The organism is Corynebacterium pilbarense (genome assembly GCF_026930265.1).
Lineage (GTDB): Bacteria > Actinomycetota > Actinomycetes > Mycobacteriales > Mycobacteriaceae > Corynebacterium > Corynebacterium pilbarense.
On record NZ_JANRML010000019.1, the window covers coordinates 1 to 23,647 of the forward strand.

General features: G+C 63.9%; 24 protein-coding genes and 1 other RNA gene. 16 read left to right on the forward strand and 9 right to left on the reverse strand.

Annotation, left to right across the window (positions count from 1 at the left end):
* Positions 1 to 195: 195 nt before the first annotated feature.
* Positions 196 to 672, reverse strand: coding sequence for a hypothetical protein (locus tag NUW87_RS10465; RefSeq protein ID WP_269028461.1), 477 nt, complete (start codon positions 670 to 672; stop codon positions 196 to 198).
* Between the two features lie 24 nt (positions 673 to 696).
* Entirely contained in the window at positions 697 to 1,566 is an 870-nt protein-coding gene (locus tag NUW87_RS10470; protein WP_377734985.1) for a cation diffusion facilitator family transporter, read from the reverse strand.
* Positions 1,567 to 1,703: 137 nt separating this feature from the next.
* Between NUW87_RS10470 and NUW87_RS10475 the strand changes: the two genes are divergently transcribed.
* Positions 1,704 to 1,871, forward strand: a complete 168-nt coding sequence (locus NUW87_RS10475) for a glycerol dehydrogenase (protein WP_239218461.1) — start codon at positions 1,704 to 1,706, stop codon at positions 1,869 to 1,871.
* Positions 1,872 to 1,900: 29 nt separating this feature from the next.
* Positions 1,901 to 3,643 carry a BCCT family transporter gene (locus tag NUW87_RS10480; protein WP_269028464.1) on the forward strand — a complete coding sequence of 581 codons (1,743 nt, stop codon included), beginning with the start codon at positions 1,901 to 1,903 and terminating at the stop codon, positions 3,641 to 3,643.
* A 32-nt stretch (positions 3,644 to 3,675) separates the two neighbouring features.
* On the opposite strand, the gene NUW87_RS10485 is transcribed toward NUW87_RS10480, so the two are convergent.
* The 3 genes from NUW87_RS10485 to NUW87_RS10495 are packed head-to-tail and all read right to left on the reverse strand — an operon-like array spanning position 3,676 to position 6,567.
* Positions 3,676 to 4,080 (reverse strand): GNAT family N-acetyltransferase, encoded by a 405-nt coding sequence (locus NUW87_RS10485; protein ID WP_246815181.1) that lies wholly within the window; start codon positions 4,078 to 4,080, stop codon positions 3,676 to 3,678.
* 1 nt (position 4,081) lies between these two features.
* The gene (locus NUW87_RS10490) at positions 4,082 to 5,335 is read right to left on the reverse strand and encodes a DUF418 domain-containing protein (RefSeq protein ID WP_269028465.1); all 1,254 of its coding nucleotides are present in this window, start codon (positions 5,333 to 5,335) and stop codon (positions 4,082 to 4,084) included.
* Positions 5,336 to 5,352: 17 nt separating this feature from the next.
* Positions 5,353 to 6,567: an amidohydrolase gene (locus tag NUW87_RS10495; RefSeq protein ID WP_269028466.1), complete on the reverse strand. Its 1,215-nt coding sequence runs from the start codon at positions 6,565 to 6,567 to the stop codon at positions 5,353 to 5,355.
* Between the two features lie 99 nt (positions 6,568 to 6,666).
* Here NUW87_RS10495 and NUW87_RS10500 point away from each other — a divergent pair, with 99 nt between their 5' ends.
* On the forward strand, positions 6,667 to 7,524 hold the full coding sequence (locus NUW87_RS10500) for a chymotrypsin family serine protease (protein ID WP_239218451.1): 858 nt from the start codon (positions 6,667 to 6,669) through the stop codon (positions 7,522 to 7,524).
* A 9-nt stretch (positions 7,525 to 7,533) separates the two neighbouring features.
* Here the strand turns inward: NUW87_RS10500 and NUW87_RS10505 are convergent, their stop codons facing one another.
* Complete coding sequence (locus NUW87_RS10505; RefSeq protein WP_269028467.1) at positions 7,534 to 8,334, reverse strand: inositol monophosphatase family protein; 801 nt, start codon at positions 8,332 to 8,334, stop codon at positions 7,534 to 7,536.
* Positions 8,335 to 8,341: 7 nt separating this feature from the next.
* Positions 8,342 to 10,141, reverse strand: coding sequence for a phosphomethylpyrimidine synthase ThiC (gene thiC, locus NUW87_RS10510; RefSeq protein ID WP_336296924.1), 1,800 nt, complete (start codon positions 10,139 to 10,141; stop codon positions 8,342 to 8,344).
* Positions 10,142 to 10,304: 163 nt separating this feature from the next.
* Here thiC and prfB point away from each other — a divergent pair, with 163 nt between their 5' ends.
* The 6 genes from prfB to ssrA all read left to right on the forward strand — a co-directional run bounded on the left by prfB (position 10,305) and on the right by ssrA (position 14,939).
* Entirely contained in the window at positions 10,305 to 11,405 is a 1,101-nt protein-coding gene (gene prfB / locus NUW87_RS10515) for a peptide chain release factor 2 (RefSeq protein ID WP_269028468.1), read from the forward strand.
* Between the two features lie 296 nt (positions 11,406 to 11,701).
* Positions 11,702 to 12,394, forward strand: a complete 693-nt coding sequence (ftsE, locus tag NUW87_RS10520) for a cell division ATP-binding protein FtsE (protein WP_194560921.1) — start codon at positions 11,702 to 11,704, stop codon at positions 12,392 to 12,394.
* A 2-nt stretch (positions 12,395 to 12,396) separates the two neighbouring features.
* On the forward strand, positions 12,397 to 13,299 hold the full coding sequence (ftsX, locus tag NUW87_RS10525) for a permease-like cell division protein FtsX (RefSeq protein ID WP_239218443.1): 903 nt from the start codon (positions 12,397 to 12,399) through the stop codon (positions 13,297 to 13,299).
* Between the two features lie 16 nt (positions 13,300 to 13,315).
* Entirely contained in the window at positions 13,316 to 13,813 is a 498-nt protein-coding gene (smpB, locus tag NUW87_RS10530; protein ID WP_239218441.1) for an SsrA-binding protein SmpB, read from the forward strand.
* A gap of 20 nt (positions 13,814 to 13,833) precedes the next feature.
* Positions 13,834 to 14,484 (forward strand): SDR family oxidoreductase, encoded by a 651-nt coding sequence (locus NUW87_RS10535; protein WP_239218439.1) that lies wholly within the window; start codon positions 13,834 to 13,836, stop codon positions 14,482 to 14,484.
* Positions 14,485 to 14,548: 64 nt separating this feature from the next.
* Positions 14,549 to 14,939, forward strand: a transfer-messenger RNA (tmRNA) gene (ssrA, locus tag NUW87_RS10540).
* A 47-nt stretch (positions 14,940 to 14,986) separates the two neighbouring features.
* Here the strand turns inward: ssrA and rhuM are convergent.
* Positions 14,987 to 16,054: a RhuM family protein gene (rhuM, locus tag NUW87_RS10545; protein ID WP_269028470.1), complete on the reverse strand. Its 1,068-nt coding sequence runs from the start codon at positions 16,052 to 16,054 to the stop codon at positions 14,987 to 14,989.
* Between the two features lie 107 nt (positions 16,055 to 16,161).
* Positions 16,162 to 17,229, reverse strand: a complete 1,068-nt coding sequence (locus NUW87_RS10550) for an LLM class flavin-dependent oxidoreductase (protein WP_269028471.1) — start codon at positions 17,227 to 17,229, stop codon at positions 16,162 to 16,164.
* A 228-nt stretch (positions 17,230 to 17,457) separates the two neighbouring features.
* On the opposite strand from NUW87_RS10550, the gene NUW87_RS10555 reads away from it, so the two are divergent.
* From NUW87_RS10555 to NUW87_RS10585, 7 genes are all read left to right on the forward strand, one after another.
* Entirely contained in the window at positions 17,458 to 18,123 is a 666-nt protein-coding gene (locus NUW87_RS10555) for a hypothetical protein (RefSeq protein WP_269028472.1), read from the forward strand.
* Between the two features lie 105 nt (positions 18,124 to 18,228).
* A complete protein-coding gene (locus NUW87_RS10560) occupies positions 18,229 to 18,786 on the forward strand; it encodes an META domain-containing protein (protein ID WP_269028474.1) in 558 nt (185 codons plus the stop codon).
* Between the two features lie 171 nt (positions 18,787 to 18,957).
* Positions 18,958 to 19,557, forward strand: a complete 600-nt coding sequence (locus NUW87_RS10565; RefSeq protein WP_269028475.1) for an META domain-containing protein — start codon at positions 18,958 to 18,960, stop codon at positions 19,555 to 19,557.
* Positions 19,558 to 19,717: 160 nt separating this feature from the next.
* Complete coding sequence (locus NUW87_RS10570; RefSeq protein ID WP_239218429.1) at positions 19,718 to 20,749, forward strand: siderophore ABC transporter substrate-binding protein; 1,032 nt, start codon at positions 19,718 to 19,720, stop codon at positions 20,747 to 20,749.
* A 10-nt stretch (positions 20,750 to 20,759) separates the two neighbouring features.
* Positions 20,760 to 21,734, forward strand: coding sequence for an ABC transporter permease (locus NUW87_RS10575; protein WP_239218427.1), 975 nt, complete (start codon positions 20,760 to 20,762; stop codon positions 21,732 to 21,734).
* Positions 21,727 to 22,728 carry an iron chelate uptake ABC transporter family permease subunit gene (locus tag NUW87_RS10580; RefSeq protein WP_070844857.1) on the forward strand — a complete coding sequence of 334 codons (1,002 nt, stop codon included), beginning with the start codon at positions 21,727 to 21,729 and terminating at the stop codon, positions 22,726 to 22,728. Before NUW87_RS10575 ends, NUW87_RS10580 begins: the two co-directional genes overlap by 8 nt.
* Positions 22,725 to 23,480 (forward strand): iron ABC transporter ATP-binding protein, encoded by a 756-nt coding sequence (locus NUW87_RS10585; protein WP_269028477.1) that lies wholly within the window; start codon positions 22,725 to 22,727, stop codon positions 23,478 to 23,480. Before NUW87_RS10580 ends, NUW87_RS10585 begins: the two co-directional genes overlap by 4 nt.
* Positions 23,481 to 23,647: the final 167 nt, after the last annotated feature.

Below are 23,647 nucleotides of genomic sequence, written 5' to 3' on the forward strand. Positions count from 1 at the left end.
TGATGTCCAATAAGTGACCAGACTCCGCGTCCAAAAACTCACCAGACTCCATGTCCAAAAAGTGTCAAGACATGACAGAACTAGCAGATGACGCTGTTGCTGGGGTTCAGTTCCAATAACACCTGGGCAAACACAAAGTTGGACACTTGATCTGCTAGTTGGCCAAAAAGGGAACTAGCAGATCCGCGCGGGTTGCTACTTCGATCCGCGACGCGCATTCCAGCGATCGAGTCCCCACCACATCAGCGGTGTGAATGCGACGGCGATTAGCCAGTACAGCAGCCAGAAACTTCCTGCCTTCCCGGTGATCGCGATGAGCCCGACCAAAACAATCGCAGTGATGGCGCTGGCGAGCACGCACTTGCCCAAGCTGCCCGTTTGCTTCGGCTTGTCTTCGGCGCCCGAGAACCGCCGGTCCATCATGTCGATGAGATCCCGCCCAAACACGACGGAAAACACCACGTAAAACGCCGAGAAACCGTGGAAGAAGTCGGCTTGGCCCGAGTTGTGCAAATCGAAGGCCGCGTAGATGAGCAGCAGTAAGTCGATTGCCGGGGTCGCTGCGAGCAGACACAAGCCGATTCTCGGCTGCTGGAAGGTGTAGCGCGCGAGCAAGCCAAGGAAGAGGCACCCCCAAAATGCAACCTCGGCGATGAGCAGTGCGGCGAACATGGCTGCGAGACTAACAGCGCGGTCCTATACCGTCAGCGGGCCGGTGCGGGTGGGGTGCCCCAGCGGCTCCACGTGGACGATCGTCTCCGCGCCGCCGAGGGCTTCGGCCACGCCGACCTCCACCTCGTCGGCGCGGTCGTGGGCGCGGGCGACCGTCCAGTCGCCGGGGACCTGCATGACCAGGTTGACCATGCGCTCGCGGCCGGCGGCGGTGGTGCGCACTGAGGTGAACTTCACGCCGTTGGCGGCGGCGTACTCGTCCAGGTAGGCGTGGACGATCTGGTTTTCTTCCTTCGGCAGCGACTCCGCCAGCAGGCCCAGGATTGCGCCCTTGAGCAGCTTGTAGCCGGTGAACATGATGTTCGCGCCCACGATTAGTGCCACGATCGGGTCGAGGGGCTGCCAGCCGGTCAGCCACACCAACGCCATGCCGACGATGACGCCGACGGTGGTCCAGACGTCGGTGAGCAAATGGTGACCGTCGGCATCCAGAGTGGTGGAGCGGTACTTCTTGCCCGCACGGATGAGCGCCACGCCGACCGCGCCGTTGATCACGGTGGCCACGACGGAAAAGACCAGGCCGATGCCGAGCTGCTCCACCGGCACGGGGTGTAGCAGCCTGTCCACGGCGGTGAAAATAATGGCCACGGATGCCAGGAGAATCAGGGAGCCCTCCACCTGGGCGGAGAAGTACTCGGCTCGGGCGTGACCGAAGTGGTGGTTGGCATCCGCGGGCTTCGCCGACAGCTTCAGCGCCCACAGGCCCACCGCGGCGGCGATGAGGTTGATGCCGGATTCGATGGCGTCTGAAAGAAAGCCCACAGAGCCCGTCACCCAGGCAGCGGTGGCCTTCAACACGATGGTCAGCACTGCTGCGGCGATGGAAAGCCACATGAATCGTTCGAGGAGTTTTTGCTCGGTATCAGCCACGGTTTTCATCCCTCTCAAGCCCGTGTTCCGGGGGCTGAGCCTAGCAAATCGGTACCGTGGTTCGAACACACCGCAAATTAAAGCTAAGGAAGGTTTTCACTATGGGACGTTGGGTCGTCGCAATCGCCGGCGCCGTCGTTGGCGCGCTGTTTTTCGGTTGGCTACTGCAGATGCTGGGGGTGACCGGGATCCTCTACACCGTCGGCGTGCTGGTGGGATCCGCCGTCACGTCTTCTCTCGCCGGCACGCTGATCAAGCCCGGACGCTAACCAGACCAAAACCCTAGATAGGACCACGCATGGCGCGTACACGCCGTTTGCAATCTGATCCCCTTATTTTCTTCTCTGCGCTGGGTTTCGTCCTGGTGTTCGTCGCCGCCACGCTGGCGTTCGGCGACCAGGCGCGTGAGACCTACGCGGCCGTCTCCGGCTGGCTGATGGACCACTTCACGTGGCTCTACGTCGGCGGTGTGTCGGCCACGCTGGTCTTCCTCATCGTGGTGTTCGTCTCCCGCTACGGCAATCTGCGCCTAGGCGATGACGACGACGAGCCGGAGTATTCCTACCCCGTCTGGTTCGCCATGCTCTTCGCCGCAGGCATGGGCGCGACCCTGATGTTCTGGGGTGCGGCCGAGCCGCTGAACCACGCCTACAACCCGCCGCGCGGGGGCTACGACTCCATGAGCCGCGACGCGATTATCCAGGCGTTCCAGTTCACCTATTACCACTTCGGCATCCACATGTGGGTCATCTTCACGCTGCCGGGTCTGGCCGTGGGGTACTTCGTGTATAAGCGCAAAATGCCGGCGCGTATGTCGTCGATGTTCTCGCCGCTGCTCGGCGGCAAGGTCTACGACGCGCCGGGCAAGCTGCTCGATGCGCTGGGCATCATCGGCACCGTCTTCGGCCTCGCCGTGTCGGTCGGCCTGGGCGTGCTGCAGATTTCTGCGGGCATGAACATTCTTTGGGACGTCCCACTGGTCACCCCCGTACAAATCGGCATCATCTGCGCGATCACCCTCGCCGCCTCGATTTCCGTGGCCACCGGCCTGGACAAGGGCGTGAAGATCCTGTCCAACCTGAACATCGCCGGCACGATCCTGCTGATGATCTTTGTGCTGCTCACCGGCCCCACGCTGAAGCTGCTCGGTCAGATCACCGAGTCCTTCGGCATCTACGCGCAGTCGCTGCCGGAGCTGATGTTCTGGGTGGACTCCTACAACGACAACCCGGGCTGGCACGCCACCTGGACGGCCTTCTACTGGGCGTGGACGATCTGCTGGTCGCCGTTTGTGGGCATGTTCTTCGCTCGCATCTCCCGCGGCCGCACCGTGCGCGAGTTCATTGGCGGCACCTTGCTTTTGCCCACCACCTTTGACCTGATCTGGTTTTCCATCTTCGGCCGCGCGGCCATTGACATGGAGGAGCAGGATCCGGGCGTGCTCACCACCCCGGTGGTGGAGGAGGGCGATACCCCGCAGGCGCTGTTCACTCTGCTCGCGGACTACCCGCTGTACGCCGTCACCGGCACCGTGGCGCTGGTGGTGATCGTGTTCTACTTTGTCACCTCCATGGACTCCGCCGCCCTGGTGATGGACATGTTCGCCTCCGGCGAGGAGAACAAGTCGCCCACCTTCTACCGCGTGGGCTGGGTCGTGGCCGTGGGCCTGGTCACCGGCGCACTGCTGTTCATCAACGACTCCGGCATTGAGGCCCTGCAGCAAGTGGTGATCATCATCGCGCTGCCGTTCTTCTTCATGTACTTCGTCATGATGTACTCGCTGATGAAGGCGATGAACGACGACTCCGCCGCCGCGCGCAAGACCCGCTCCCGTACCTGGGAGAAGACCGACACCGCAGAGAAGCTCGAGCAGGGCGAGAACAAGCCGGCCCCGGGTTACGACTCGGAAGGCAACGAGGTCGAGCGTCCCGAGCTGGAGTACGACGCGGAGGACGATTCCTGGAAGTTCCCGGAGGGCTTCAGGTTGGATCGCAGCGGCGAGAACGACACGCTTGTCGACGACCGCAGGTCCGACCAGTAGCAGTTTTACCTGCAACGATGCGGCTTGAGCCCCTAGCGGGCCAGCCGCATTTTTCTGTGCGGGACGCCGGTGTCCAGGAACTCCTCGCCCTCGGCGACGAGCCCGAACTGCTCGTAGTAGCCCACCAGGCCGGACTGGGCCTCCACGATGAGGTCGCCGTCGAAGCGCTCGGTGTATGCGACGCCGGTGCGCACGATCTCCGGGCCGAGGCCGGACCCGCGGAAATCGGGGTGAACCACAAACCGGCCGAAGCGCGAGCCGTCCTCGGTGGGGAAGACGCGGGCGCAGCCGGCCAGCGTGTCGCCGTCGAAGACGAGGATGTGGCGGGTGTCGGGGTGGGCGTCCTGGTCGTCGATCTCGTTGAAGGGGCAGTTCTGCTCGGCCACGAATACGTCCACACGCAGCTTGTACAGCTGGTGGACCTGCATAGGTGTCATCTCATGCAGTGATTTGAGGCTGATCATATTTCGGCTCAATCCTTCCCGTCTTGCCGTAGGAGAGGTGGCGGTGTGCCCACTCGAACGGGCCTTGCTTGCCCGCCCGATCCAGTGCCACCGCCAGCAACAGGCTAATCAGCCACACCACAAAGCCGATGATGAGCTTGCCGGTGACCGAGGCGTCCAGGCCGATGCCCAAAAACGCCGGGGTGCAAATAGCGATGAAGAGGAACGACTGCGCGAGATACCCCGACATGGAGCGCTTGCCCAGCGCCACGAACGCGCGCGCCCAACCCGGGACCCGGTTATTCAGCTCGTGCGTGGCCAGCGCGAGCAGCGCCAGGATGCCCGGGCCGGTGAGGTAGCCGAGCGCCTGGTTGAGCACGAACAGTGGCAGCTCCCACTCGTCCGGCAGCACGCCCGCGGCGGCTAAGCCCCAGGGCAGGCCGACGCAGAGGATGATCAGCCCGGTGATGATGCTCCAGGTGATGAGGGTGCGGCGGTGCGCGTGGACGTCGGTAAGCACCTGCTCCCGCGCCCACACGTAGCCGATGATGGCAAGCGATAACAGTTGCACCGCAGCGAACGGCTGCACGGCCAGCAGCCCAAGCGCCATGTCCAGGTTGGACGAGAAATACTCCCCGAAAGTGTCGAAGGTAACGGTGGGTTCGGTCTGGTTGAAGCCGCCGGACGCGTCGAAGTAGAACGACGCGATGCCGCCAGCGACGCCGAAAGCTGTGAACAGGCCGAGGATGGTGTAGGCGATGATGCGCAGCGTTTTTGAACTGAGCGTGAGCATCGCGGCGAGCAGTATGCCCACGAGGCCATAGTTGAACATGATGTCGCCGTAGAACAGCAGGAACATGTGCGCCACACCGAACAGTGCGAGCGCGCCGTAGCGGCGGTACAGCACGCGGCGGGCTTGTTTGGCGGGGTAGTGCTTGCGGTACAAGCTGGCCGCCACCAGCCCGAAGCCGAAGCCCAGCAGCGTGGAGAACATCGGCAGGCCGCGCACGTGGATGAACATGGCCGCGAAGACGGCGCTTACCTGGTCGATCACGCTGTCCGGGCGCACACCGCCCACGGACCAGCCCACCCGGGACTGGTCCTCCGACCAATCGTTGATAACCCAGGCCTGCGCGGCGTTCGCCATCGCGATGCCCAAAAGGGCGGTGCCGCGCGCCAGATCCGGGACGATCAGGCGGGGGCGCTGCTGCTGGGGCTGGTGCTGTTCGGCGTTAGCGGCTTCGTGCATGCGCTCAAGGTACCGCCTCAGCCCCTCATGAGCCACGGGGAGATGCCGGCAATGATCGCGCGGGTGGACAAATCCAGCACCGGATCGAGGTCGGGCGCGAACTTTGGCGAGTGGTTGTAAGGGGCGTCCGGGTCGCTGTTGCTGCCGACCACCCAGTAGAAATACGGCACGCCCCACGCGTTGGCGATGGTGGGGAAGTCCTCCGAACCGGACAGGCGTCCGAAGTCTCGCGTCTGTTCGCCGAACTGTTCTGTAAACGCGGCCATGACTGTCGCCGTGGTGTCCTCGTCGTTCCAGAACTCCGGCGCCGAACCAACGATTTCAAACTCTGGTTCGCGCTCGCAGCCGGCAATCTCGCATTCGCCGCGCACGATGCGTGCGATGTCCGCGTTGATCTTCTCGGACATCTCGTTGGTGTAGGTGCGGGTGGAGACCTTCAGCTCCACCGAATCCGGGATGGTGTTCGGAGAATCACCACCGTGCACCGCGCCGACGGTGAGCACCGCCATCTCCTGCGGATCCACGCCGCGGGAAATGATGGTCTGCAGGCTCAAGATGATCTTCGCGGCAATGACCACGGGGTCGATGCCGGTGTGGGGCATGGACCCGTGGGAGCCGGAGCCGTAGATAGTGATCTTGGTCTGCACGCACGTGGCAAGCACCGGGCCAGCGAGAGCGCCCACGCCGTAGCCCTCCATCATCGTGCCGACGTGCTGGCCTAAGACCGCGTCGGGTTTTTGGATCGTGTCGGCCAGCCCGCTGTCTTTCATGTCTTTCGCGCCGGCTCCTGTTTCCTCGCCGGGCTGGAATAAGGCGATGAAGGTGCCGGACCACGCATCGCGGTGCTGGGCAAGTACTTCCGCCGCGCCCAACAGGGCGGCAGTGTGCATGTCGTGCCCGCAGGCGTGCATGCGCCCCAGTGCCGGGTCTGCGGAGTAGTCGAGGCCGGTGTCCTCCGCGATCGGCAGCGCGTCGAAGTCGGCGCGGAAGCACACCGTCGGGCCGTCACCGTTTCGTAGTACACCGACCTGGCCGGTCGCGCCCACTGGCGTGACGTCGTAGCCGATGGCGGCGAGCTCTTCGGCGATGCGTGTGGACGTTTCCACCTCCTGCATCGCAAGCTCCGGGTGTTGGTGGAACCACTTGTAGAGGTCCTCGCGCTTTTGACGTGTGGCGTCGATGGCCGGTTCAAAGTTGGCGAGGTGTCCAGTCAGTTTTGGCGATTGCGTCATGGCCACACTGTAGCTGCGCGCAATGCCTACGCGCGGAGGAAAAGGATGTGGTTGAATGTCTCTGTTGATACTCATGTTGCCAATGTGATTGGGGTTGCCATGCGCCGCTCGTCCGCCGCCCGCCTGCTTACCGCCGCGTTTCTAATTGCCACCTCAGCGGCTATCGGCAGCCCCGCGGCGCACGCCCAGCAGGCGGAGGCGCCGGTGGGCGACCTGCTCAATTACGTGTGGCGCACCGACCCGGTGTCCAAAGCCCTGGCCGGAAAGCCCATGGCGGACAAAGTCCTGCACCGCGTGCCCGGCTCCTTCTTCGACGCCCCGCGCACTCCGGCCGAGTCCGATGAGGCGATGCGACGCGGCCGCGCCCTCTACGGCCCTAGCACCCCGCTCTACGTCGGCTCCGAGCCCGGCAAGGAAGTAATGTGCACCACCACGGCGGCCGGCTACAACGACCGGGGCGAGAAAATCGCCGTCACCGCCGGCCACTGCGGCAACGTCGGCGACGCCGTACGCTCCGCGGACTCCTGGCAGCTCGGCCGCACCGGTACGATCACGCACGTTAACCGCGAGCTGGACTACGCCGTGATCACGCTCGCCGACAACGCCGAGGTCACCCGCTCCTACAACGGCGTGACCGTCAATCACCTGGGCGGCGCACCGGTGAAGCCGGGCGGCGTGGTGTGCAAGACCGGCGTGGCCTCCGGCACCACCTGTGGCCACACCTACACCGATTGGGAGCAGCGCAACACCAACCAGGTCTGCGCCATGCAAGGCGATTCGGGCGCGCCGCTGATGGTGGGCGACCGCGTGATCGGCATGATCAACGGCGGTATCTGGGGCCCGCCGTTCAACGTGGCCTGCCGCACCCCGCTGCAGGGCCCGCTGCACGCGCCGACGGGTGCGCTGCGCATGGACGCCGTGCTCGGCGACATCCCGGGCGGCTTCCGCCTGCCATAGCCCGAGCAGCTAGCCGCGCAGGCGCTCGGCGATCTCGTCCACGATCCGCGGGTTACCGGCAACGCACCAGGTCACGCCACCGGCTTCGACTTTCGTGCACCGGCCGCCGACGGCCTCGACCAGCGCCTTGCCCGGCAACCAATCCCAGTCCGGCACGGTGTGCTGCAGCCACGCGCCCATCTGCCCGGACGCGAGATTCGACAGGTCAACAGAACCGGCGCCCATCATGCGCATCGTCGCCGCGCCCGAAATCACGCGCAGCCACGCCTCGCGCACATCGTCGTCGGCCATAAACGTTGGGTGCAGGTAGGTCACCACAGCGCTTTCGCCTAGCGACGACTCCGCCAGCCCCCGAAGCTCCACCCCGTCGCGCGTGGCCACGCCGTCCGCCGCGATCCACGTGGTGTCCGTGGCGGGGCGGTGCACGGCGCCGATGGCGGGGGAGTGGGCGGAGTTGTCGTCTACAAGTGCGAGCGCCGAGCAGAAGTAATCCGAGCCCTGCGAGAAGTTGTAGGTGCCGTCCACCGGGTCGATCACCCACGTGCGGCCGGTGGCGGACGGGCGGGAAGCGCCCTCCTCGCCGATCACGCCGTCGTCGCCGCGCAGGGCCTGAAGCGCCTCGGCCACGAAGCGCTCGGCGGTGCGGTCGGCTTCCGTGACCACGTCGGAGACAGAGGTTTTCATCTCCGCGTTCAGGCCCTCGGCGCGCATGCGCAGCGCCAGCTGGCCGGCGTGGCGCACGAGCGCGGCGGCCAGCTCGGCGTCGGAATCGTTGCGGTGGTCAGAAATAAACGCTTGGGTGTCAGTCACGCGGCCATTATGGCGCAGCCGGAGAGTCCTCGCCCTCCTTGAGGTACACGTTCGAGCCCAAGTCGCGGAATTCGCGCGCCATCTCCTGCTCGCCCTCACGCGCGTCGGAGGATGCGGCCGGGGAGTCGGCGTCGAAGTCGAACGACGGCATGCCAAGGTCCGCGATCTGGTCGCCGAACTCGTCGCGGATGTCCTGCGAGATGCGCATGGAGCAGAACTTCGGGCCGCACATCGAGCAGAAGTGCGCTGTCTTCGCAGGCTCCGCCGGCAGCGTCTCGTCGTGGTAGGACTGCGCCGTCTCCGGGTCCAGGGACAGGGCGAACTGGTCGTGCCAGCGGAACTCGAAGCGGGCCTTGCTCATTGCGTCGTCCCAGTCGCGCGCGCCCGGGTGGCCCTTGGCCACATCGGCCGCGTGGGCGGCGACTTTGTAGGTGATCACGCCGGTTTTCACGTCGTCGCGGTTGGGCAGGCCCAGGTGCTCCTTCGGGGTGACGTAGCACAGCATCGCCGTGCCGCCGGCCGCGATGTTGGCCGCGCCGATGGCAGAGGTGATGTGGTCGTAGCCCGGCGCGATGTCCGTGACCAGGGGGCCGAGCGTGTAAAACGGCGCGCCGCCGCACCACTGCTCTTCCTTTTCGTTGTTGACCTGGATCATGTCCAGCGGCACGTGGCCGGGGCCTTCGATCATCACCTGCACGTCGTAGTCCCAGGCGCGCTTGCACAGCTCGCCGATGGTTTTCAGTTCCGCGAACTGGGCGGCGTCGTTGGCGTCGGCCACGGAGCCGGGGCGGAGGCCGTCGCCAAGCGAGAATGCGACGTCGTACCGGGAGAAGATCTCGCACAGCTCGTCGAAGTTCTCGTACAGGAAGGACTCCTTGTGGTGCGCCAGGCACCACCCGGCCATGATCGAGCCGCCGCGGGAGACGATGCCGGTGACGCGCTTGGAGGTCAGCGGCACATACGGAAGGCGCACGCCGGCGTGCACGGTCATGTAGTCCACGCCCTGCTCGCATTGCTCGATCACAGTGTCGCGGAAGATCTCCCAAGTCAGGTCCTCCGCGATGCCGTTCACCTTCTCCAGCGCCTGGTAGATCGGCACGGTGCCGATAGGGACGGGGGAGTTGCGCAGGATCCACTCGCGGGTGGCATGGATGTCGTCTCCGGTGGACAGGTCCATCACGGTGTCCGCGCCCCAGCGGGTGGCCCAGCGCAGCTTGTCCACCTCCTCGCGGATGGAGGAGGTCACCGCGGAGTTGCCGATGTTGGCGTTGATCTTGGTCAAAAACGCGTTGCCGATGATCATCGGCTCGCTTTCCGGGTGGTTGACGTTGTTCGGGATGATCGCACGCCCCGCGGCGACCTCTTCGCGCACCTTCTCCACGTCGCAGTGCTCGCGCAGCGCCACGAACTCCATCTCGCGGGTGATTTCCCCGCGGCGCGCGTAGGCCATCTGGGTCACGCGCTGGCCGTCCTTGGCCCGCAGCGGTGTGCGGGACTCGCCGCGCCACTCTTCGCTGGCGGCGCCGCGTTTGACGGCCGCGCGGCCGTCGTCAAGCAAATTGCGCTCGCGGCCTGCGTATTCCTCCACATCGCCGCGGGCGGTGATCCACTCGCCGCGCAGGCTGGGCAGGCCCACCTCCGGCTCCGCGTGCGGGCCGCGGGTGCGGTAGATCTTGAACGGCTCGTTCGGCCCGGTGGGGGAATCATCCAGCTGGATCGCAGTCTCCGGAACCTCCAGCCCGTCTTTCACAATCGGGGCGTAGGAGTGCTTCGGGTGGATTTCATGGGCATAGATGTCGTGTACCACGACCTTCTCCTTCCTTCGCTGGTGCTAACCAGACAGGTTCGAACGGTGCTCGCGCCGGCATCAGCGCGATCTCAGCCCGGTGCCCCGGGCGCCCGTGTTGGGTCGCAGGCCACTGTATCCCGTCTTGGTGGCCGCGTCAGGCGGTTCGCTAGACTTTGCCCCTATGCAGCCGGAAACTCAGACGCGGATCAAGGACTTAAGCTCCACACTTTCCACCATTGAGAAGGTGATGGACCTGGACGTCCTGCGCGAGCGCGCCCGCGAGCTGGAGGCGCAAGCCGGGGACCCGTCGCTTTGGGACGATCCAGCGCACGCGCAAAAGGTCACCACCGAGCTGTCCAATGTGCAGGGGCGCTTAAAGAAGGTCGCCTCGCTTCGCTCGCGTATCGACGACCTGCCGGTGATGTATGAACTCGCCGAAGAAGAAGGCGACGCATCCATGGCCGACGAGGAGCTGGCAGACGTCGCCGCGCAGATTGACTCGCTGGAGGTGCAGACCATGCTCTCCGGCGAGTACGACGCCCGCGAAGCCGTGGTGCACATCCGCTCCGGCGCCGGGGGCGTGGACGCGGCGGACTGGGCCGAGATGCTCATGCGCATGTACACCCGCTGGGCCGAAAAGGCAGGCCACAAGGTGGACATCTACGACATCTCCTATGCGGAAGAAGCCGGCATCAAATCCGCCACCTTCGTGGTGCACGGCGAGTACCTCTACGGCCAACTGTCGGTTGAGCAGGGCGCGCACCGGCTCGTGCGCATCTCGCCCTTTGACAACCAGGCGCGCCGCCAGACCTCGTTCGCCGAGGTGGAGGTACTGCCGGTGGTGGAGCAGACCGACCACATTGACATCCCGGACTCCGACATCCGCGTCGATGTCTACCGCTCCTCTGGCCCCGGCGGGCAGAGCGTGAACACCACCGACTCCGCAGTGCGCATCACCCACATCCCCACCGGCATTGTGGTGACCTGCCAGAACGAGAAGTCTCAGATCCAGAACAAGGCTTCGGCTCTCAACGTCTTGCAGTCCAAGCTGCTGGAGAAGAAGCGCCAGGAGGAAAAGGCCGAGATGGATGCCCTCGGCGCCGGCGGCAACGCCAGCTGGGGCAACCAGATGCGCTCCTATGTCCTGCACCCGTACCAGATGGTCAAGGACCTGCGCACCGACTTTGAGGTCGGCGACCCGCAGAAGGTCCTCGACGGCGACATCGACGGGTTCTTAGAGGCCGGCATCCGCTGGCGCATGGCGCAGCAGCAGGAGGCGTAAAGCCCTTAGGCGTCGCGGAGATCGATGCCCTTCGTCTCCGGCAGGATCTTCATGCTGATCAGGGTGAGCACGCACAGCACCACAACGGTCTGAAAAGGTTGCAGCCCGATGTGGGGCTTGCTGGGGTGGTTTGGCGTGGGGTCCTGACAGATTACGGCCGCCTCTTGCGGCGACCTGGGGCGATGGGTTCCGACTGACAGATTCCGCCGCGATGTGTCTGGGGGCGCGCGTCCCCGTCTGTCGGCCCACCGCCAGCAACCACTACAGTCACACCAGTAACAGGTAAGGTGTGTCGCGTGATCCGATTCGACCATGTGACCAAGGCGTACTCGACGTCCACGCGCCCCGCGCTCGACGACGTCACGCTCGACATCCCCGACGGCGAGTTCGTGTTCCTCATCGGCGCGTCCGGCTCCGGCAAGTCCACATTCCTGCAGCTTTTGATCCGCGAGGAAAACGTCTCTTCAGGCGACATCTTCTTCAACGACTTCCACGTCAACACCCTCAGCGGCAAGCAGGTGAATAAGCTGCGCCAATCCATCGGCTACGTGTTCCAGGACTTCCGCCTGCTGCCGAACTTGAGCGTCTACGACAATGTCGCGTTCGCGCTCGAGGTCATCGGCAAGCCGAAAAACCGCATCGCCAAACTCGTCCCCGACGCGCTCGAGCTCGTCGGCCTCGGCGCCAAAGCCAACCGCATGCCGCGGGAGCTGTCCGGCGGTGAACAGCAGCGCGTGGCTATTGCGAGAGCTTTCGTGGATAAGCCCAAGCTCATGCTTTGCGACGAACCAACGGGCAACCTCGACCCCGGCACCGCCGACGAAATCATGGCGCTGCTCGCCCGCATTAACCGCATGGGCACCACAGTGATCATGTCCACGCACAACGCGCGAGCGGTGGACGAGATGCGCAAACGCGTGGTTGAACTGCAGCTGGGCAAGATCGTGCGCGACGAGGAAAACGGCGTGTACGGGGACGTGAGGAGGTAGCCGTGAACTGGGAGTTTGTTTTCCGTGAGGGTGTCAAAGGCCTTGGCCGCAACCTCACCATGACCATCGCGCTGATCATCACCACCGCGCTGTCGCTGGTGCTGGTGGGCACCGGTGTGCTGATTTCCAAGGCCACCTCGCAGACGAAAGACTTGTACCTGGACCGCGTCGAGGTGATGGTGGAGCTGGACGAGGACATCTCCGCCAGCGACCAGGACTGCTCCTCGGACCGCTGCAAGCAGGTTCGCGACACCTTGCAGGCGGACGACCGCGTCGAGCAGGTGACTTTCCGCTCCCGCGAGCAGTCCTACGAGCGCTTCAAGGAACTGTTCCAGGAATCCGAGCCGGAGCTGGTGCGCGAAACCGCCCCGGACGCCCTGCCGGCGGCGCTGCACGTGCGCCTGGCGGACCCGACGGACACCTCGCCGCTGGACAAGATCCGCGACATGGAGCAGGTGGAGGTCATCTCCGATCAGGCGGACACGGTGCGCTCGGCCGCCGGGACGCTGAACACGTTCCGCAACGTGGCCTTCGCCGTCGCCGCGGCGCAGGCGCTGGCCGCGGTGTTTTTGATCTCCAACATGGTGCAGCTGGCCGCCTTCAACCGCCGTGAGCAAATTGGCATCATGCGCATGGTGGGTGCCTCGCGCTGGTTTACCCAGGCGCCGTTCGTGCTGGAGGCCGTACTGTCTGTGCTTATCGGCGCGGTGCTGGCCACCATCGGCGTGTGGGCCGGCAAGCAGCTCATCGTGGACCCGCTGCTGGGGGACCTGTACGCCAACCAGCTCATCGCACGCGTGCCGGACAGCACCGTGTGGGCGGTGATGCCGCTGGTCGGCCTCGTCGCCATGGTGCTGGGCGGGCTAGCTGCGCAGGTGGCGCTTCGCTCTTACGTGCGCAAGTAGTAGACTTGTCTGCCTTATGTCCAAGAAGAAAAAGAAGCAGAAGCTTTCCAACACCGGTGTGCTTGCCACCAACCGGAAAGCTCGGCATGACTACCACATCTTGGACACCTGGGAGTGCGGGCTGGTGCTGCAGGGCACCGAGATCAAGGCGCTGCGTGAAGGCAAGGTCTCGCTGGTGGAGGCGTTTGCCACCATCGACAACGGCGAGGTCTGGCTGCGTAACATGCACATCCCGGAGTACTCACGCGGCCACTGGACCAACCACCCGCCGCGGCGCACCCGCAAGCTGCTTCTGCACCGCCGGGAGATCGACTCGCTGGAGGGCAAGGTCCGCGACGGCAACCGCACCCTGATCCCGCTGTCGCTCTACCTCAAGGACGGCCGCGCGAAGGTCGAGCTGGGCCTTGCCCAGGGTAAGCAGGATTACGACAAGCGCCGCGACATCAAGCGCCGCACCGAGGACCGGGAGATCACCCGCGAACTGGGGCGCAAGCTGAAAGGCATCAAGGCCTAGTTTCGCTACGGTGGGTGCCTATGAAGAAGGCACTGATTACTGGAGCATCCCGCGGCATCGGCCGCGCCATCGCCGAGGACCTAGGCAAGGACCACCACATTTACGCTGGCGCGTCGAAGGACGCCTCCGACATCGTTTCCTCACTGCCCAGCGCAGAGCCCTTCGAGGCAGACCTCACCGACACCGGCGCCATCCTGGAAGCGGCCTCCAACATTGAGGAGCTGGACGTACTCGTCCTCGCTGCCGGCGTGATGGACGGCGGCCCGCTTGACGAGCTCACCGACGACAAGTGGCGCGAGATGATGGAGGTCAACCTTTTCGCCCCCGTCACGCTCACCCGCGTGCTGCTTCCCGCTTTGCGACGCTCCTCCGGCCTGATCATCACCATCAACTCCGGCGCCGGATTCCACGGCATCGCGGAAAACTCGGCCTACTGCGCGTCCAAGTTCGCTCTGCGCGGCTTCACCGAATCCCTGGCGCAGGAGGAGGCCGGCAAGGTGCGCGTGACCTCCCTGCACCCGGGCCGCACCGACACCGACATGCTCGCCGGCGACAACGGCAGGCCGAAGATGGCGGCCGACGAGGTGGCCAAGGCGGCCCGCCTCGCCGTGGACGCTGGCCCGGACGCCGTGGTGGAGTTCCTCCGGGTGCGTCCGGCGTTGACGTCGTAAAGCCTCTTGTGCTTCTCGGTCGCTTGCGGTAAAGTTCCAGCTCCTACGTTTCTTCGTAGTTGAAGGGGTCGATTCTGGTTTCGACTTCATCTACTTAGCCAGGGGAAGCGTGCCGGTGCAGGCAGGAGACCACCGTAAGCGTCGCTGTAACTAATAAACGCAGAGAAGAACTCTCAGCGTGACTACGCCCTCGCTGCCTAAATAAAAGGTCCAGCGACCTGCGTGTCCGTCAGGCCGGGGATGTCCCCGACCCGGTACCTGGCGTCGACTTAGGGGACTTGCCTTCCGGCTCTGTCAGTGGGGCCTTGGAAGGGACACCTTTCACTGACTGGGCCCGTCATCCGGACATGTTCGCCTGATCCGGAGGGTCGATGAGAGACAACGTGCGAACTGCGCACGGAGAAGCCCTGGCGCGGTGATGAAGGACCCGGGTTCAATTCCCGGCGGCTCCACTAAAGCGGACGTTTTACCTGGTAGAACGTCCGCTTTACCGTTGCGTGGCTCAGTCAGACTTTCTGCGGGGCTGGAGACGTTTTCTTTGGGAGATCAGTTTCCGATCCGCTTCTTGAAGTGCCTCGACGAGGCTGCGGTCTGCTTCGCGGAACTCGATTTCTTTGCGCCCCTGGTCATAGAGACCGTAGCGGTCCTCGGCGAGCTTGTCCGCGTCCTTTCGCGAAATGCGACCGTGGTCGTTCAGAGGTTCGTAGTCGTTGAACTCGATGAACTGGTCTGCTTTGGTCAGCCAGTCCGACATGTGAACAACCTTGCGGCGTTCGGCTTGGTCCTGGGCATAGTTCAGGAAACCAGACACGAGGTAATTCAGCCTCCGCAGTTCATCATCCGTGAGGTAGTTCTTCGCAGTGGTCACGTCACCTTTGCGGACCACTTCGCCTTTCCAGCTGGTCAGACCGAGATTGTCAGCAGACGGATCGCAGCGCGTGGCGATGATTTCGGCTGCCGTGTTGCCTGTGATGGCGTAGTGGAGCTTGTCCTGGATCTTCGCGAATAGGCGGTGAGTGGTCTTGCTGCTGGCATCGTAGTCATCAGCGAGGGCAATGATGTTGCGCAGCTCCAAGTAGAGTCGCGCCTCGCTGGAGCGGATATCCCGGATGCGTGCGAGGAGCTCGTCGAAGTAATCCGCGCCGAGGGGGTCTTTCAGCTTCTCGTCGTTTAGGGCGAAGCCTTTAACAAGATATTCCTTGAGGACGGTAGTTGCCCAAGTGCGGAACTGGTTGCCGCGTGGGCCACGTACGCGGAATCCGACGGCCATGATGGTGTCGAGATTGTAATGCTCTAGGGTGCGTCCATACCCTGCGTGACCTGGCTCCTTTCGGAATTTCCGAACAACCTCATCACGATTAAGTTCACCAGTGTTGAAGATAGATTTAAGGTGCTCACTAACACCGGAACGGCTGATGTCGAAAAGCTCTGACATTTCGGCCTGGGTCATCCAGACTGAGCCCTCAATGAGGCGTAATTGGACCTCGGTCCGTCCGTCCTCCGTGTTGTAGATGACGAAATCGCCGGTGGAGTCGGTGTGCGTCGTGAGAGGTGCGCTTGGATCCTGCATTACGGTTTGGGTCCTTGGAGGAGAGCTTTTGGCGGTCGGGGGCGTCGGAAGATCTAGGGATCGTCCTTATGGGCCGTCATGGTAGTCATGCCGCCGAGGCCCGGGACCTAGTCGATCGGGTAACCGGCGACAGGGCCCTCGGTGTTCGGCTGCCAGCCCAGCGCGGGGGCGACGTGGGTGGCGAAGTTTTCCAGGATTTTCACGTTGACGTCCACACCCATGCCGGTGGGGATGGTGATCAGTAGCGTGTCGGCGGCCATGACGGCTGGGTCGGCCTTGAGCTGCTCGATGAGCTTGTCTGGCTCGGCGGCGTAAGTGCGGCCGAAGGTGGAAGCGCCCACGTCAGGCAGCATCCCAACTTGGTCGGAGCCGGAGGCCTGCATGCCGAATCGCTGCATGTCGGCGCCGTCGACGATGGGGAAGATGGAGCGAGACACCGACACGCGTGGGGTCCAGTCGTGGCCCGCTTCCTTCCAGGCTGCGCGGTAGCGGGCGATCTGGTCCGCCTGGATCTCGCCTAAGGTTTCGGCGGTGGTCTCGGAAACCAGGGTGGACGACATTAGGTTCAGCCCGTCCTTGGCGGTCTGCTCCGCCGAAGCGTGGGTGCCCGAGCCGTAGAAGATGTGCTTGCGCAGCTCGGGTGCCATGGGGAAGACCGGCAGGGAGGAGCCGGGCTGGAACATGTTGGGGTACTGGCGGTCAAGGGGTGCGGCGGTGGCGAAGCCGTTGCCGTCCACCGCGGCCATGAAGGTTTCCAGGTGGGCGCGCGCCACATCCGCGCCATTGGGGGCTTCGCCTTTGTAGCCGAAGGCCTCCCAGCCGCGCACCGCCACCTCGGGGGCGCCGCGCGAGACGCCCAAGGCCACGCGGCCGCCGGAAAGTTGGTACAGGGAGGCGGCTTCTTCGGCGAGGTAGAGCGGGTTTTCGTAGCGCATGTCGATCACGCCGGTGCCCACCTCGATGTTCTTGGTGGTGGCCGCGACAGCCCCCAGCAGCGGCATCGGGGCGGAGGCCTGTGGCACGAAGTGGTGGACGCGGAAGGACGCGTTGTTCACGCCGATCTCATCGGCGGCCTGGGCGATCTCCAGGTGGGTCTTGGCGATTTTCTCCGCGGACGGGCCGCGCTGGCCGGCGAAAGCGTAGTGGCCGAAGCTTAGGAAACCGAATGCCTTCATTGCGCGACACTCCTTTTTGGTGACGTATCAACAAGGAGGGTAGTGCCTCATCCGCAGATTGTCACGGGCCGCGTCGGGCAGCGCGACAGACCCTGAGCAAGAGCCCCAGAGTGAGGCCCAAATTAGCGCATACTCAGGAGGGCTTGCTCAGGGTTCGCGGGGCGGTCGCAGGGATTTTTACGTCTCCTTAAAACAGCGCCGAAGCATCGGGCTTTAATCTCCGGTGGCATGAACCGCAACGCCGTCGCAGCACTCGTCGCCACGACCTTCTTGGTCGTCGGCTGCAGCGGTGCGACCGAGGCTGAGCATGTCACGGTGACCGAGACTGTGGAGGCGCCGGAAGCGAAAGCGCCGGAGCCTGAGGAGCCAGCGCAACAAGCTGATGCTGCTGCGGCGGGGGAGGCGGAGCACGTCGAGAAGCAAGGCGGAATCCCCGGCGCCCCGCTGGCGTACCCGGGTGCAGGCGGCCCCGTCCCGGACAACGCTCGGCCGATCAGAACGCTCAAGAGCATCGGCGATAACCCCGTGCAAAACGCGCTGTTTGTTACCCCGTCCGGCAACATCGGCTGCATGATTAACCTGGCGGACGAGCCGATGTTCGACTGCGGCGTGAAGTCCTTTATGGAAAGCGAGCAATTCGGCATCGGTGAGCTGGGGACGCCGAGATGGATGATGGAAATCCTCGGCGGCTACCCGCGCGAGCAAACTGAGCCGCCGCTTTACGACGACTCCGTGTGGCCCCCAGGCAGCGAATCCGCCGAGGTTGTGCAGTACGGCGAAGTGGTCAACCACGGTCCGTATGTGTGCGCGGTGGAAGAAACCGGCGTGACCTGTTGGGACTCTGAAAGCGGCAAGGGGGCGTGGCTGGAGCGCGACGAGGTGGTGTTCTTTTAGGTCGCCCTAGCACTGGCTGACCGTTGGGTTAAAGGAGTGTCCAGGTTGCTTAAAAGCTTTGTTGGGGCCCTTTTATGCTGCGAAATACCAGGTAGGTTGGCGCCCATGACCTCAAAGACTGTAAAGACGTTGTCCGCAGCAACTGCTTTCGCCGCCCTCGCCGGCGGCTTTATTGGCGCAGGCACCGCCAACGCGCAGATGTCTTCCAACGGTCCCGCCGACATTGAAGGCTGGACGCAGATGGGCTGGTCTGCGTTTAGCGGCTCCGTGATTAACAAGGGTGGGTCCCACATGCTGCTGAAGAACCTGCCGGAGGGTGCGAAGCCGCTGCCCGCAGAGAAGGCGAAGGCTGCCCTGGAGGGGCCACTGCCAGTCAAGGGTGACGCGTCCATGACGGTCACCTTCGGCCCGGACGGCAAGCTGTCCTTCTTTGACGGCTGCAACGCCGGTAGCGCCGGGTACTCCATAGACGGCGCCGGTGCCGTGAAGGTCGGGGCCATTGCTCAGACGCAGCGTCTGTGCGACCCGACCAACATGAACAAGGCGGACGAGCTGAAGTCCATCCTGCGTTCGAGCCCGTCGGTGTACCGCTTCGACAACGAGACGATCGCCCTGGCGGCCCAGGGCAAGGCCATCGAATTCTCAAAGGCGGCTGCGAACTAATCCACGACACTTACACCTCCCGCTACCCACCTCTGGGCAGCGGGTTTTTGGTTTTTGCAGAGCGCTAGTGCGTATGGCGAAGCTATGAGCTTTGTACACGCGAGTGTGGAGTTGCATTGAAGTTCCCTTGAGCCCCTTGTTCGCCTGAAATCGCTCGGTAGCGTGATGGCCATGGTTACTTCGATCAAGACCCTAAGGAAGTTGTCCACAACGACCGCAGTTGTCGCCCTCACGGGTGGCCTGCTCGGCGTCGGAGCTGCCGACGCCCAGGAGCGCCCTGAAGCCTCCAGCGTCGACCAATTTGTGCAGATGAGCTCGAACCTGTTCGGTGACCTCGGCGGCACACCCGCACCGGCCCCGACGCCGGCACCGGAGAACCCAGCTGGCTCCGAGCTGATCCAGCAGCTCCCAGAGGGGGCAGACCAGCTCAAGGACGAGCGCCTCTCCGCTGCACTGGACACCACGCTGCAGGCAAAGAAGAACACCAACATCACCCTGGACTTCCGGGAAAATGGTGTGCTCCACTTGAACGACGGTTGCAATTCCGGCACCGCCAAGTACCAGATCGACAACACCGGCGCGCTGCACCTCAGCGACTTCACCGAGACCAAGATGGCGTGCGAGCCGGGTGCACAGAAAGACGCCGACGACCTGAAGATGGTGCTCCAGTCCAATCCGCAGCTGTTCCAGCTCGACGCGTCAACCCTGTTCCTCGCGGGCCAGGGCCACGGCATTGAGCTTCAAAAGATGCACGGCCGCGACTACCAGTAATTTGTTCGAGCGACGCGAAAGCCCCAGGCCGCAACGGTGATCTGGGGCTTCGTGCTGCGTTTGGGGGAGGCTCTGTGGGGGCCGGGTTTGGCGGCAATGTTTGGTTAGCCTAATGTGGGTCAGGTAACCCTTACCTTATGGACCGAAAGGAAGGACGACCGTGACCCGTTTCTCCCGTACCCCTCTCATCGCTCTCGTTGCGGCAGGCGCCCTCGCGCTGGGCGCATGCTCCACCAGTGAGTCCGGCACGGATGCCGCCGCTGGTTCGGAATCGGTGGCGACCGAAGGGGCGTCGGCAAGCAATGATGCTTCCGAAGGCACCGTGACCGTCACCGACAACTACGGCGAGAAGACCGTGCCCACCCCGCCGAAGCGGGTGGTCGCCCTGGATAACCGCTCCTTCGAGCTTCTGGATTCCTGGGGCATTAAGCCCGTCGCCGCGCCGCGCGACATCGTGCCCAATTCCATCCCGGGCATCGCGGACGACGAGGACATCGTCAACATCGGCAACCACAAGGAGCCGAACCTCGAGGCCATCGCCGCCGCAAACCCGGACGTGATCATCTCCGGCCAGCGCTTCGAGCAATACGACGACGAACTGCAGAAGCTGGTCCCGGACGCCACGTTGCTGGATTTCGAGCCGCGCGATGGGGAGCCGATTGACCGCGAGCTCATCCGCCAGACCCTGGAGCTGGGCGACGTCTTTGATAAGCAAGCCGAGGCCGAGCAGGCAGTTCAGGAATTCACCGAGGCTGTCCAGCGCGCCCGCAACGCCTACGACCCGGAGCAGAAGGTCATGGCGCTGAACGTCTCCGGCGGCGAGATCGGCTACGTCGCCCCAGGCGTGGGCCGCGTGTGGGGGCCGCTGTTCGACCTGATTGGTTTCACCCCGGCGCTCGAGGTGGCGAACGCCTCCGACGACCACCAGGGCGACGACATCTCCGTCGAAGCCATCGCCAGCGCCAACCCGGACTGGCTGCTTGTGCTGGACCGTGACGCGGGCGTGAAGTCCATCACCGACTCCCCGGAAGCGCTGTCCGTGATCAACGACTCCGCGCCGCTGAAGAACGTCACCGCAGTGAAGGACGGCCACGTCTACGTCGCCCCGGCGGACACTTACACCAACGAGTCCATCTACACCTACACCGAGATTCTCAACCAGATCTCCGAGCAGCTCGAGGCAGGCAAGTAGTCTGTCTCCGATGACTGACACAACGACCACCACCCGTCCCAAGCTTCTGGACTGGAAGCTCGGGGCGGGTGTCGTCCTTGTTTTAGCCCTCCTCGCCGCGTCGCTGATGGTGGGGCAGTACGACATCCTGGGCACCGAGGACGGCTGGGAAATGTTCCGCGCCACCCGCGTGCCGCGCACGATCGCGCTGGTACTCGCGGGTGCGGCGATGGCGATGAGCGGGCTGATCATGCAGATGCTCACCCAGAACCGATTCGTCGAACCCACCACCACCGGCACCACCGAATGGGCCGGGCTGGGGCTGCTCGCGTCGTTTCTGCTGTTCCCGGACGGCTCCGTGATGACGCGCATGCTGCTCGCCGTCGGCGCCGCTTTCATCGGCACCATGGTGTTCTTCGCGTTCCTGCGGCGCGTGACGTTGCGCTCCAGCCTGGTGGTGCCCATTGTAGGAATCATGCTCGGCGCGGTGGTTAGCGCGGTGTCGACCTTCATCGCGCTGCAGACTGACCTGTTGCAGTCGCTCGGGGTCTGGTTCGCCGGTTCGTTCACCAGCGTGATCGCCGGCCAATACGAGATCCTCTGGGTCGTGCTGCTCGTGGTCATCGCCGTGTTCTTCTACGCCGACCGTCTCACCGCCGCTGGTTTGGGCGAGGACATCGCCACCAACATCGGCCTGAACTACAACCGCATCGTGCTCGTGGGCACCAGCCTCGTCGCGGTGGCCACCGGCGTGGTCACGGTTGTCGTGGGCAACCTCCCATTCCTCGGGCTCATCGTCCCCAACATCGTGAGCATGCTGCGTGGCGACGACCTCCGGTCCAACCTGCCCTGGGTCTGCCTCACCGGCATCGGGGTGGTGACGCTGTGCGACCTGCTCGGACGCATCGTCATCGCGCCGTTCGAGATGCCGGTGTCCGTGATCCTCGGCGTGGTTGGAGCTGCCGTGTTTATCGCGTTGATTGTCAGGAGGGGCCGGAATGCGTGAGGTCGGGGCGTTCCAGACGTCGCAAAGCAAGAGGCGCTACTGGCTAGTCGTAGGCGCGCTGGTGGTGGCCGCGTTGCTGTTCACCGCGGGCCTTTTGTCCTGGGGTAACCCCATGGACTTTGGCACCCGCGGCTACTGGCTGATCGCGCAGCGCCGCCTGAACTCCGTCATTGCCATGGCGATGGTGGCGCTCTGCCAGGCCGTGGCCACGGTGGCGTTCCAAACGGTGACGAACAACCGCATCATCACCCCGTCCATCATGGGGTTCGAGTCGCTGTACGTGGCCATTCACACCTCAACCGTGTACTTCCTCGGCGCAGCCGGGCTGAATAACGCCCGTACGCTGGAGATGTTTGTGATCCAGCTCGTGCTCATGGTGGGGCTGAGCCTGATCCTGTACACGTGGCTGCTCGCCGGCGACAACCCGAACATGCACGCCATGCTGCTCGTCGGCATCGTGCTCGGAGGGGGACTGGGCAGCGTATCGACGTTCATGCAGCGCCTGCTCACGCCCAGCGAGTTTGACGTCCTCACCGCCCGGTTGTTCGGCTCGGTGAACAACGCGGACCCGGCCTACTACCCGCTGGCAGTGCCGTTGGTGCTGGTGGCTGCCGGGTTGATGTACGTGAACTCGCGCCGGCTCAACGTGCTCGGCCTCGGCCGCGACGTGGCGGTGAACCTGGGCGTGAACCACAAAAAGCACGCGGTGTTCACGCTGGTGCTGGTCTCGGTGCTGATGGCGGTCTCTACCGCGCTGGTCGGGCCGATGACCTTCCTCGGGTTCCTGGTGGCCACGCTTGCGTACCAGTTCGCGGACACCTACGACCACCGATACGTGTTCCCCATGGCAGCGCTGCTCGGCTACTGCATTCTGGCGGGCGCGTACTTCGTCATGAACCACATCTTCTACGCCCAGGGCGTCGTCTCCATCATCATCGAGCTGGTCGGCGGCCTGACGTTCCTCATCGTTGTCCTACGGAAGGGGAGACTGTGATCGAGCTCAACGAGGTGAGCAAGGCCTACGGCGACGACACCGCCATCGGGCCGGTCTCACTTAACATCCCGGCCGGCGGCATCACCGCCTTGGTGGGGCCGAATGGCGCCGGCAAGTCGACACTTCTGACCATGATCGGCCGACTGCTGGCGCTGGATTCCGGTTCCGTGCGCATCGGGCAGATGGACGTATCCTCCACAAACCCGAAGGAGCTGGCCAAAGTGGTCTCCATCCTGCGGCAGGAAAACCACTTTGTCACTCGCCTGACCGTGCGTCAGCTCGTCGGCTTCGGCCGCTTCCCGTACTCGGGCGGGCGGCTGACCGAGAAGGACGAGGAGATCATCTCCCGCTACATCGACTTCTTCGGGCTGCGCGACCTCGAGCACCGCTATTTGGACCAGCTTTCCGGTGGTCAGCGTCAGCGCGCATATGTGGCCATGGTGCTTTGCCAGGAGACGGACTACGTGCTTCTCGACGAGCCCCTGAACAACCTGGACATCTCCCACTCCGTGGAGATGATGCAGCACCTGCATTCCGCAGCCCGCGAGTTTGGCCGGACCATCGTGATCGTGCTGCATGACATCAACTTCGCGGCCCGCTACGCGGACTACATCTGCGCTGCCAAGGACGGGCAGGTCTTTGCCTTCGGCACGGTGGAGGAGATCATGCGCGACTATTTGCTCACCGAAATTTTCAATACCCCGGTGCAGGTGATTGAAGGTCCGCATGGGCCGATTGCTGCGTACCACTAAACCAGCGATGACCTGCTGGTTTGTGTGCTGTTTACGTTCGTGGTTATATTTCCATCCGTTGCTTCCGAGCGGTTCGGCCGGTTGGGAGGAACGAGATAATTTGAATAGGGGTTACGTTCTGGTTAACCGGAGTTTAACGTGAGTTTGACTTTTGGTTGGTTGGTTGT